Here is a 10250-nt window from a genome sequence, read left to right as displayed (position 1 = left end):
GTCGCGCTTTTCCTTACTTATTTGAGTATAGCAAATTTGACTATAGCAAAGTGCTTTGAGGCTGTTTCATCATTAATAAGTGCTCATCGATAACGTACAGCGAAACCATTCGTTCTTAAGGCAGATGAACAATTTATCTTTGCGCTGAAAGACAACCCACCCTTGTTCTACGGGCTCTTTGGAAAAATGCCTTTGTCTTTGAAGTAAATCATATTTAATTGGAATTCGCGACTGCGAAAAAGCGTTCATGTGGTAGACTAGCGCCATTTTTTAAAACCTCTTTTTTAGGTTGGAGTAGCCAAGTAGTGTTAGAGGCGTGCGGATTAACGTGCAGCAAACGAGATAGAACCCTTTTTGAGGGGCTTTCACTGGTTGTTAATACTGGTGAGTTGCTGTACTTGCGCGGCCCTAACGGTGCAGGAAAAACCAGCTTACTTCGCATATTAACTGGGTTGAGTGCACCTGAGTCGGGCGCCGTTTTATATAACGGTGTAAACATTTCCGAAGACAAGACCGGCTATTATCGCGATCTTTTCTATTTAGGACATAAGAGCGGTACTAACGGCAGCCTTTCAGCCTTGGATAACTTATCATTTTGGTTAGCCCAACACAGTATATCGGTACAAGAAAATACGCTGTATGACGTCTTGGCAAAAGTAGGGTTAGTTGGGCTTGAAGATGTGCCTGTTAGGTATTTGTCGGCAGGTCAACAGCGTCGTGTGGCGCTATCAAGACTATGGCTTAAGCCAGCAAAGGTGTGGATATTAGACGAACCGTTTACAGCGCTTGATGTAAAAGGGGTTCACTTACTTGAAACAAGTATGAAAGAGCACGTTAGACGCGGTGGTCTTATTATTACCACTTCGCATCAAACACTGTCAGAAAATGCTGGGGAACACCGCGTATTTGACCTGGAGTACCGCTTTTAATGTCACTTTACCAAGGTATTTTTAAACGCGACATGCACATTGCGTTCAATCAAAAAGCGGAATTGGTGCAACCACTGATGTTTTTACTCATGGTGGTAACCTTATTCCCTTTAGGTGTAAGCCCTTCTCCTGATACCCTTCAGCGCATTGGACCGGGGGTAATTTGGATTGCGGCAATTTTGTCATCACTTATGGCAATGGAAAGACTGTTTCGCGATGACTTCCAAGACGGTTCGCTAGAACAGTATATGCTCTCTGGTCTGGCATTGCCGGCGGTGAGCGCGGTGAAGGTAGCTGCCCATTGGCTGGTCAGTTTTGTGCCTTTATTATTGCTTTCTCCACTGCTAGCGATGTTTTTGAATCTAACGGTCGATATGTATATCGCCCTCGTTTTAACATTGTTGCTGGGAACGCCATTACTTTCTTTAATTGGCGCCATTGCGGTAGGACTTACCGTTGGATTGCAAAAAGGTGGGGTGCTGTTGGCATTGCTACTTATCCCTGTCTTTATTCCGTTACTGATATTTGCCACGTCGGCTGTGGATTCTGCCGCACTGCAATTACCTTATCATGCGCAACTTGCTATTATTGCCGCCATGCTTTTATTGGCTGCGGCATTGGCACCGTTTGCCATCGCGTATTCTTTAAAAGTGAGTCAAAACTAATGTGGAAGTGGTTACACCCCTACGCGAAGACAGAGCGCGCGTATCAGCTCTGCCTAACTTTACAGCCTTGGTTTTGGGTTGGTGCTTTAGTGTGTCTGAGCATTGGCACTGTATGGGGGCTGGCATTTGCGCCTCAAGATTATCAGCAAGGTGATTCGTTTAGAATTATCTATATCCATGTACCTAGTGCAATCTTGTCTATGGGTACTTATGTCGCCATGGCAATTGCAGCCTTGGTGGGTATGGTGTGGCAGTGGCGCACTGCCTATATGAGCATGATTGCTATGGCGCCTATCGGCGCAGTAATGACGTTTATCGCTCTATTCACGGGCGCCGCTTGGGGCAAGCCAATGTGGGGCGCTTGGTGGGTGTGGGATGCACGCCTAACTTCAGAGCTTATTCTGCTTTTCTTGTACGTAGGCGTGATTGCGCTTTACGGTGCTTTTGAAGACAAACAGCAGGCAGGTAAAGCCGCAGGCGTGATGGCGCTGGTGGGCGTAGTAAATATTCCTATTATTCACTACTCGGTAGAATGGTGGAACACGTTACATCAAGGCGCGACTATCAGTAAATTCGATAATCCTTCGATTGCTCCTGAAATGCTGTGGCCACTGTTAATTAACTTGCTGGGTTTCACGTTTTTTATTGGCGCGGTAACTACAGTGCGTTTACGTAATGAGATTGTGCTTAGAGAGATGAACAGGCCTTGGGTACAAGCGCTAGCAATGAATAAAGCATTAAATCAACAACCTGGTGATGCGGCTACTGCTAGTTTAAAAGAGGGCAGTTAAGATGCAGTTTGAATCCTTTGCCGATTTTTTAAATATGGGAGGCTATGCATTTTATGTATGGCTGTCGTTTGGCGTTACGTTCTTAGCAATGGGCATTATCGCTATTCAGAGTTTTAGTAAACATCGCGACCTGTTAAAGCAGGTAGTGGTGGAAAAAGAACGCAAAGCGCGTATTAAAAAAGCACGACAGCAACAGCAAGACAACACCTAGTGTTAATGTGAAAAGTGAACTTAGCATTCATTTGCGTTTTTATTGTTTATTAGTTTTTTCGAAGTGAGAGTTGCATGAACCCGAGACGAAAGCAGCGACTAGCCGTAGTGGGAATTATCGGTTTTTTAATAGTAAGTGCAATTGGATTGATGCTTTACGCCCTAAACGACAGTATTGACCTTTTCTATACGCCAAGCGAAATCATTGAAGGTAAAAACGGCCAGAAACCGCAGGTTGGCCAGCGTCTTCGTATAGGCGGTATGGTGGTACCTGGCAGTGTGAAAAGGGATCAAGAAAGCTTAGCGGTGAGCTTTGACCTTATCGATACCGGCCCAACGGTTACCGTGACTTATACCGGTATCCTGCCTGATTTGTTCCGCGAAGGTCAGGGCATTGTGGCAACAGGAGTACTCACTGGCGCGAGCAACATTAAAGCGCAGGAAGTGCTGGCTAAGCACGATGAAGAGTACATGCCGCCTGAGCTTGCTGAGAAGATGAAAGGCATTAAGCACGTTAAACCTGAAAATATGCCTTCCTACGAGTCGACTACCGGCAGTGGAGGCAAATAAATAATGGTGCCAGAGATTGGAAATATTGCGCTGACGCTTGCGCTAGTGCTCTCTATATTATTGGCCGTTTATCCGCTATGGGGCGCTCACCGTCAGCACGAAGCGTTAATGGCAACCGCCAAACCGCTGGCGATAGGCTTATTTACCTTCACGCTTATTGCCTATGTATGCTTAACCTATGCCTTTGTAACCGACGACTTTAGTGTGGCCTATGTTGCCCAGCACTCAAATAGTCGACTTCCTATCTATTATAAAATTACCGCTGTGTGGGGCGGCCACGAAGGCTCATTTCTGCTGTGGGTGCTGATGCTTTCCATATGGACAGTAGCAGTGGCGATATTCAGCAAGGGTATTCCTCTTGCTATGGTCGCACGGGTGCTGTCGGTATTGGGAATGGTGGGCATCGGTTTTTACTTATTCATGCTGCTTACCTCAAACCCGTTTAACAGCATGCTGCCATTTTTCCCGGTCGATGGGCGAGATCTTAATCCGCTGCTGCAAGATTTTGGCATGATCATTCACCCGCCTATGCTGTACATGGGTTATGTTGGCTTTTCTGTCGCGTTTGCTTTTGCAATTTCAGCATTAATTTCAGGCCAGCTAGACTCAACCTGGGCACGCTGGTCAAGGCCTTGGGTCATTTCTGCCTGGGCGTTTCTTACCGTGGGCATTGCGCTGGGTAGCTGGTGGGCGTATTACGAACTTGGCTGGGGTGGCTGGTGGTTCTGGGATCCAGTAGAAAACGCCTCTTTCATGCCTTGGTTGGTCGGTACTGCGCTAATGCACTCGCTAGCCGTAACCGAAAAGCGAAAAGCGTTTAAGTCGTGGACCGTACTGCTGGCTATTGCCGCATTTAGTTTGAGTTTACTTGGTACCTTCTTAGTACGTTCTGGAGTGATTGTTTCGGTACACTCGTTTGCAAGCGATCCTACCCGAGGCTTATTTATACTGGGAATATTGATTGTACTTAGTGGCTTTGGCTTGCTGCTTTACGCTATGCGTGCTGCTTCACTTAAAAGCCCAGGCCGCTATCAAGCGTTTTCCCGTGAAGTGTTGTTAATGGGTAACAATGTATTTTTGTGCGCAGCAACACTGGTTGTATTGTTGGGTACACTACTGCCTCTTGTACATAAAGAGTTAGGTCTAGGCAGTATTTCGGTAGGCGCTCCGTTCTTCAATCAAATGTTCACGTTATTGATTGTGCCATTCGTACTAATGCTCGGTCTTGGCCCGCTTACGCGCTGGAAACAGCAAAAAGCCAGTGAATTACAAAAACAGCTATTAATCGCTGGCGGTATTGCGCTATGTGCCGGTGTACTAGTTAACTTTGCCTATGATGAACCAACCTATATGGGCGTTTTAGGCATGATATTAGTGTTTTGGATCCTCGTTACTACGGTGCAAGAGGTGATGCAGCGCTTATCGGCTATGCCATCAGGTAACAGTGATAATGCATCGGTGCTAGTTAAACTTCGCAAGCTTACGCCAAGTCACTGGGGAATGGTGCTGGGCCATGTGGGTTTTGCTATCTGCATTATCGGTATTACCCTTGTTTCAAACTACGAAATGGAGCGGGATGTTCGCATGGACATCGGCGATACCGTTTCTCTTGGCGGTTATGACTTTAGCTTTAGAGATGTCGTCAAAGTTCAAGGTCCGAACTTTGAGGCGGACAAAGGCGTATTCGACGTTTATCAAGACGGTGAATTGATCGCGCATCTAGAGCCAGAAAAGCGTTTGTATATCGTACAGCGTATGCCGATGACTGAAGCCGCTATTCACTCAAATCCTATAAGAGATTTATTTATCGCTATGGGCGAGCCTTTAGACAATGGCGCATGGGCCATCCGTATTTATATTAAGCCATTTGTGATCTGGCTATGGGCGGGCGCAGTGGTTATGGCTATAGGCGGTATCTTCTCTATTAGCGACAAACGTTACCGTATGGCTAAAGTAAAAAAGATAAAACGTGTATTTGGTGGGAAAGGTGAAAGCGACGCTGAGCAATCTCATGGTCAAGTATCCACTCCATCAAATGCGTCAGTGAAAGGGGGCGCATAATGAAAAAAGCACCACTCGTTGCTATTCCGTTAGTGTTGTTTTCTTTGCTGGTCATTTTTCTGTTTAAAGGGCTTTTTTCTGACCCCAGAGAGTTAGATTCTCAGGTTCAGGATAAGACGTTACCTGCATTCTCACTGCCAGACCTGATGAAGCCAGAGGTGACCTATACACCTGAAGATTTAAAGGGCAAGGTCACCATATTAAATGTATGGGGTGTATGGTGCGTGACCTGCGCTGTTGAGATGCCGTACCTAACTCAGCTAAAGAACGAACAAAACGTTCACTTTGTGGGTTTGTATTTTGATCAGGACTTAGACCCAGACTTTGGCACAAAAACACTGAGCCGTGTTCAGCAAGAAGTTACCGACATGCTCAGCCGTTACGGTAACCCTTACGCGTATAATATTTTTGATGTCTATCGCGATACGTCGCTCGACCTTGGAGTCACAGGAGCGCCAGAACACTTTGTTATCGACGCTGAAGGCATTATTCGTATGCACCACATAGGCGATATTAACGAGCGGGTGTGGAACTCCAAAGTTGGCCCGCTATATAACAAGTTGGTGGCAGAAGCGTCTGGCAAAACAGGTAATGACAAAAAGGTAGATGTAGATGCAGTGATGGCCTCAGAGCCTACATTGTCGAACACGCTTAATGAAAAGAATAATCAAAGTACCGCAATTACACAGGGAGGGGATTAATTATGTTATCGGACACTTCCTCCCACAGTCTCGCGTCCTTTAAAGCTATTGCCCTAAACGTTTTAGCACTGCTGTTTGTGCTCAGCGCTTATTCGGTAATTGCGGCAGAAGATAAGTTCTCTTTCGATACGCCTGCTCAGCGTGAGAGCTTTTTAAAGCTTACCGCCGAATTACGTTGCCCTATGTGTCAAAACCAGAATATTGCTGATAGCGACGCCATGATTGCCCATGACATGCGCCGAAAAGTTTACGCGTTGTTAAAACAAGGCAAAACAGAGCAGGAGGTGATTGATTTTATGAAGTCGCGCTATGGCGATTTTGTGCATTATCAACCGCCGGTTACGGCTGCGACCTTGTGGCTTTGGGCCGGTCCAGTCTTGTTTATTTTCATTGCCTTAATTGTGGTGGTTCGCCGCAAATCGGTAACACCACCAGAAGATATGGCTGCTAAGTTAGCTAAAGCAGATGAAATGTTGGAGCGAGAGAAAGAATGAGTTGGTCTGAGTTTTATATTATTGTTTCAGGCTTAATTACGCTTGTTCTACTAATTGTCGCTTTCCCATGGCTGCGTAATAAAAATCACGCAAAACAAGACAGTTTAAGCAATACGCAAATTGTTAAGCAGCGCCTTGCTGAACTTGATCGTGAAGTGCAAGAAGGGCTCATTAGTGAGCATGACAAACGACAAGCCGTTGACGAACTAAAACTAGCGCTGGTAGATGAAAGCGCATTTCAATCTCATAAAACGGGTAATGCAAAACTTCCGCTCGCGATTGGCGCCGTGCTTGCGATAGCCTGCGGAGTGATTGTATATGCGCAGGTAAACCAAATGGGTCGTGTTACCCAGGCGAGCCAAGCCATTGAAGCGTTGCCCGAATTGAGTCAACAGCTTGCCAGCGGTAATGCGAACAACCTGACCCAACAAGACATTGCTAGCCTTGCTCTCGCTATTCGCCAGCGTTTGAGAGAAGAGCCCGAAGATGACACGGGATGGATGTATTTTGGCAGATTGATGCTGAGTATTGGTCAAGAAGTGCAGGCCATTGAAGCTATTGATAAAGCGGTAAGTTTGGCGCCGTCTAACTCTGCTAATCGCATTACGCTTGCTCAGGCCTTGATGACCACAGGGGATGTAAACAACTTAGAACGTGCACAATCTATCTTATTGGGCTTGCTAAACGACAATCCAGCAAATGATAATCTTGCGCTGATGATGGCGGTGGTCTCTGCTCAACTTGGCGACCTTGAAAATACCCAGCGTTTTTATAAGCAAGTTGAAGGTAAGTTGCCAGCTGATAGCGATATGGCGCAACGTTTAGTGGCGCGTATAAAAGAGCTACAAGGGAATACCAGTGAAATGGCAGCGCTACAAAATACAGGTGCTGAAATTACTGATACACCAACAGCGCAAAATGCCAGTAGCGAAGCGAAAAATACTAGTAGCGAAGCTCAAAGTGATAGCAGCGAAGCACAAACCGGCTTTAATATTACGGTGAATTTATCTGACGACGCTAGCACAGAAGCGCCTAAAGATGGTTTCTTGATAGTGTTCGCTCAAGATGCGAACTCTGACAACAAAATGCCTGCTGCTGTGGTTAAACTGCCGATAGATGACTTCCCCGTTTCCGTTACTCTAACCACAGAGAACGCAATGATGCCACAATTCACGTTGGCCACGCTTTCTGATGTGATGGTTACCGCAAGACTATCCAAAGATGGTAATGTGGCAGTTTCAAAAGGCGAATGGCAAGGTAGTGTGAGTGCAAGCGTTACTGCCAACGAAATATCTTCATTAAGCGTTATTATTGATAAGGAATTATAAGTATGGAACTGTCTAAATCACTCGCAACCGGGTTGATTATTGCGGCAAGTCTTTTAGGTGGCTGTGCGAGTAACCATACTCAAGATCAGGCTCAAGCGTATTCTCAAGACGCTGGGTCGAACCAGGCTGTAGTGGATACTTCAGACCCCCGTGACCCGTTCGAGCCGGTTAACCGTGAAATCTGGGACTTTAACTGGGATGTGTTGGATGCCTACATCTTACGCCCAATAACCGTTACCTACGTGACTGTGATGCCTCAGCCTGCGCGAACTGGTTTGGTGAACATCACGGACAACCTACAAGAGCCTGCGAACTTTTTGAATAATATGTTTCAAGGCAAGGTTGATGATGGCTTAGATAGCTTGGCTCGTTTTTTAATTAACACCACAGTAGGGTTAGTTGGCACGTTTGATGTTGCGTCTAAAATTGGCATTGAGCGTAAACGCGAGCAGTTTGGTGAAACTCTGGCTGTGTGGGGATTGGATACTGGGCCTTTCTTAATGTTGCCCTTTTTAGGCCCAAGCGATCCGCGAAGCTTTACCGGTGATTATGTTGACGGCTTTGCGTTTCCGATGTCGTTACTCGAAGGGTCTGTAAACTTAGCGCGTATTGGTATTTCGGTGCTTGAAACAAGAGCCCAATTACTTGACCAAGAAGCGCAGCTTGAGCAGTCTGTTGATGACTATGCTTTTGTGAAAAATGCTTACTTTGAAAACTTGGAGTTTCGCGTTACCGACGGTAAAAGCGGCGATAAAGCCATTGATGATGAGCAGCTAGATGACTTTGCTGATTTTGAAGCAATGTTGGAAGGCAATGATTTTGATAGCTATGAAGAAACGTCGGAAGAAGGTGTTGATGAGTCGACAGATTCAGAAGATACATCAGTTGATGACAGTGAGAAAGCTAAGCTAAAAGAAAAAGACGCCAAGTCGAAAGACGGCAAATAGAGCAAGAGTAATAAATAAAACGATGTTGGATAAAGTTCGGGGGCAGGGTTTAGTTATTGTTATCTAACCTCAACTTCAACGTCACTCTAGCTATAAATGCCCGCACAAAAAAAGCCATGCTCAACAGCATGGCTTTTTAGTTCTAGGTATGTGAACAAGCCTATTGGCAGCGTTCAAACGACAAGCTAATCCTTTGGATAGCCCATCGGGTTTTGTGACTGCCAGTTCCATGTGTCGGCACACATGTCTTCCAAGCCTTTTTCTGCATGCCAGTTAAGCTCTGTAGCAGCTTTTGTTGGGTCGGCATAACAGGCTGCCACATCGCCGCTTCTACGCGGTGCAATCTTATAGGATACGGTTCTACCCGAGCCTTTTTCGAAAGCTTTGATCATTTCGATGACTGAATAGCCCTGACCTGTACCCAGATTGTATTTGTCTAAGCCCATGTTAAGGTTTAAACGATCAAGTGCTTTCAAGTGACCATTGGCAAGGTCAACAACATGGATATAGTCGCGAACGCCTGTGCCATCAACGGTATCGTAGTCGTCACCGAACACGCTTAGCTGCTCTAGCTTACCGGTAGCAACCTGAGAGATATAGGGCATTAAGTTGTTCGGAATACCGTTCGGATCTTCACCGATCTGGCCAGATTCGTGTGCGCCAACGGGATTGAAGTAGCGAAGCAATACAATGTTCCACTCGTTGTCCGATACGTAAAGATCGCTAAGCATATGTTCAACCATAAGCTTCGACATACCATAAGGGTTTGTCGGGTGGCCTGTGGCCATATCTTCACGTAGCGGTAGCGATGCTGGATCGCCGTAAACCGTTGCAGATGAGCTAAACACAATATTTTTTACATTGTGCTTCTGCATAGCTTTACATAGCGTTAGCGTGCCGTACACGTTGTTTTCATAGTATGAAAGTGGCTTTTGCACAGACTCGCCGACGGCTTTTAAACCGGCAAAGTGAATAACGGCATAAATGTTATGCTCGCTGAATATGTCATCTAACACGGCGGTATCGCGAATGTCACCTTGAACAAAAGTAACCGACTTGCCTGTTAACGCTTCTACGCGACGAAGTGATTCAGCACTTGCGTTTGCAAGGTTATCCAGCACTACAACACCGTAGTTTTGTTCAAGTAACTGTAAAACTGTGTGACTACCTATATAGCCTGCACCACCAGTGACTAAGATGGTCTTCATGCATTCTCCTTGCTAGACGGTTGCGCAATGTATTTAGCGCAGATGGAATATTGAATAGGTTTTACAACCAATGGATAAATTAAAAATACCACAAAAGCCCACAGTAACGAGGTCCAATTTGACGCGGTTTGAAGAATAAATGCGAATACGGGGACAATGACGAGTAACTTTAGCACATTAAGTAAAGTCTTCTCAGGGACAGATAGCCGCTTTGCGGCCTGATCAAGCAACTTAACGCGCTCTGTCAGTGGAAGACCTTTTAAGGCAGGAATGTCTCTGGTAGAAAAATAAAACTTCATAGGTTTGTGCTAAAGCCTTTAATAAAAAACCGCCGGAACGTTACGTT

General features: G+C 45.8%; 12 protein-coding genes. 10 read left to right on the top strand and 2 right to left on the bottom strand.

The window, feature by feature from the left end; translation table 11 throughout:
* Nucleotides 1-305: 305 nt before the first annotated feature.
* The 10 genes from ccmA to QVA83_RS19525 all read left to right on the top strand — a co-directional run bounded on the left by ccmA (nt 306) and on the right by QVA83_RS19525 (nt 8696).
* Nucleotides 306-929, top strand: coding sequence for a cytochrome c biogenesis heme-transporting ATPase CcmA (gene ccmA, locus QVA83_RS19570; protein WP_043959982.1), 624 nt, complete (start codon nt 306-308; stop codon nt 927-929).
* A complete protein-coding gene (gene ccmB, locus QVA83_RS19565) occupies nt 929-1594 on the top strand; it encodes a heme exporter protein CcmB (RefSeq protein ID WP_012517453.1) in 666 nt (221 codons plus the stop codon). Before ccmA ends, ccmB begins: the two co-directional genes overlap by 1 nt.
* On the top strand, nt 1594-2385 hold the full coding sequence (locus tag QVA83_RS19560) for a heme ABC transporter permease (protein WP_287498834.1): 792 nt from the start codon (nt 1594-1596) through the stop codon (nt 2383-2385). Before ccmB ends, QVA83_RS19560 begins: the two co-directional genes overlap by 1 nt.
* Nucleotide 2386: 1 nt before the next feature.
* Nucleotides 2387-2596: a heme exporter protein CcmD gene (gene ccmD, locus QVA83_RS19555; RefSeq protein ID WP_014975830.1), complete on the top strand. Its 210-nt coding sequence runs from the start codon at nt 2387-2389 to the stop codon at nt 2594-2596.
* A 74-nt stretch (nt 2597-2670) separates the two neighbouring features.
* The gene (gene ccmE / locus QVA83_RS19550) at nt 2671-3165 is read left to right on the top strand and encodes a cytochrome c maturation protein CcmE (protein ID WP_039223316.1); all 495 of its coding nucleotides are present in this window, start codon (nt 2671-2673) and stop codon (nt 3163-3165) included.
* A gap of 3 nt (nt 3166-3168) precedes the next feature.
* Complete coding sequence (locus tag QVA83_RS19545; RefSeq protein ID WP_014948516.1) at nt 3169-5226, top strand: heme lyase CcmF/NrfE family subunit; 2058 nt, start codon at nt 3169-3171, stop codon at nt 5224-5226.
* Nucleotides 5226-5927, top strand: coding sequence for a redoxin family protein (locus tag QVA83_RS19540; protein WP_069943850.1), 702 nt, complete (start codon nt 5226-5228; stop codon nt 5925-5927). The genes QVA83_RS19545 and QVA83_RS19540 overlap by 1 nt, the downstream gene beginning before the upstream one ends.
* Nucleotides 5928-5929: 2 nt before the next feature.
* Entirely contained in the window at nt 5930-6421 is a 492-nt protein-coding gene (locus QVA83_RS19535; RefSeq protein WP_069943851.1) for a cytochrome c-type biogenesis protein, read from the top strand.
* On the top strand, nt 6418-7749 hold the full coding sequence (ccmI, locus tag QVA83_RS19530; RefSeq protein ID WP_069943852.1) for a c-type cytochrome biogenesis protein CcmI: 1332 nt from the start codon (nt 6418-6420) through the stop codon (nt 7747-7749). The genes QVA83_RS19535 and ccmI overlap by 4 nt, the downstream gene beginning before the upstream one ends.
* Nucleotides 7750-7751: 2 nt before the next feature.
* The gene (locus tag QVA83_RS19525) at nt 7752-8696 is read left to right on the top strand and encodes an MlaA family lipoprotein (RefSeq protein ID WP_069943853.1); all 945 of its coding nucleotides are present in this window, start codon (nt 7752-7754) and stop codon (nt 8694-8696) included.
* Nucleotides 8697-8881: 185 nt separating this feature from the next.
* Here QVA83_RS19525 and galE read toward each other — a convergent pair whose 3' ends face one another.
* Both galE and QVA83_RS19515 read right to left on the bottom strand, forming a co-directional pair.
* Nucleotides 8882-9904: a UDP-glucose 4-epimerase GalE gene (gene galE / locus QVA83_RS19520; RefSeq protein WP_069948995.1), complete on the bottom strand. Its 1023-nt coding sequence runs from the start codon at nt 9902-9904 to the stop codon at nt 8882-8884.
* On the bottom strand, nt 9901-10203 hold the full coding sequence (locus QVA83_RS19515; protein ID WP_014975838.1) for a DUF6170 family protein: 303 nt from the start codon (nt 10201-10203) through the stop codon (nt 9901-9903). Before QVA83_RS19515 ends, galE begins: the two co-directional genes overlap by 4 nt.
* Nucleotides 10204-10250: the final 47 nt, after the last annotated feature.

The sequence above is a fragment of the Alteromonas sp. AO-Serp genome, assembly GCF_017849675.1.
Classification (GTDB): Bacteria; Pseudomonadota; Gammaproteobacteria; order Enterobacterales; family Alteromonadaceae; genus Alteromonas; species Alteromonas macleodii.
This window is presented reverse-complemented; position numbering and strand designations above follow the sequence as displayed.

What these genes read in the sequence shown, in the direction of transcription:
- QVA83_RS19560 (WP_287498834.1), top strand. Translation starts at nt 1,594, where the DNA reads ATGTGGAAGTGGTTACACCCCTACGCGAAGACAGAGCGCGCGTATCAG.
- ccmD (WP_014975830.1), top strand. Translation starts at nt 2,387, where the DNA reads ATGCAGTTTGAATCCTTTGCCGATTTTTTAAATATGGGAGGCTATGCA.
- ccmI (WP_069943852.1), top strand. Translation starts at nt 6,418, where the DNA reads ATGAGTTGGTCTGAGTTTTATATTATTGTTTCAGGCTTAATTACGCTT.
- QVA83_RS19545 (WP_014948516.1), top strand. Translation starts at nt 3,169, where the DNA reads ATGGTGCCAGAGATTGGAAATATTGCGCTGACGCTTGCGCTAGTGCTC.
- QVA83_RS19515 (WP_014975838.1), bottom strand. Translation starts at nt 10,203, where the DNA reads ATGAAGTTTTATTTTTCTACCAGAGACATTCCTGCCTTAAAAGGTCTT.
- ccmE (WP_039223316.1), top strand. Translation starts at nt 2,671, where the DNA reads ATGAACCCGAGACGAAAGCAGCGACTAGCCGTAGTGGGAATTATCGGT.
- QVA83_RS19535 (WP_069943851.1), top strand. Translation starts at nt 5,930, where the DNA reads ATGTTATCGGACACTTCCTCCCACAGTCTCGCGTCCTTTAAAGCTATT.
- QVA83_RS19540 (WP_069943850.1), top strand. Translation starts at nt 5,226, where the DNA reads ATGAAAAAAGCACCACTCGTTGCTATTCCGTTAGTGTTGTTTTCTTTG.
- galE (WP_069948995.1), bottom strand. Translation starts at nt 9,904, where the DNA reads ATGAAGACCATCTTAGTCACTGGTGGTGCAGGCTATATAGGTAGTCAC.
- ccmB (WP_012517453.1), top strand. Translation starts at nt 929, where the DNA reads ATGTCACTTTACCAAGGTATTTTTAAACGCGACATGCACATTGCGTTC.
- QVA83_RS19525 (WP_069943853.1), top strand. Translation starts at nt 7,752, where the DNA reads ATGGAACTGTCTAAATCACTCGCAACCGGGTTGATTATTGCGGCAAGT.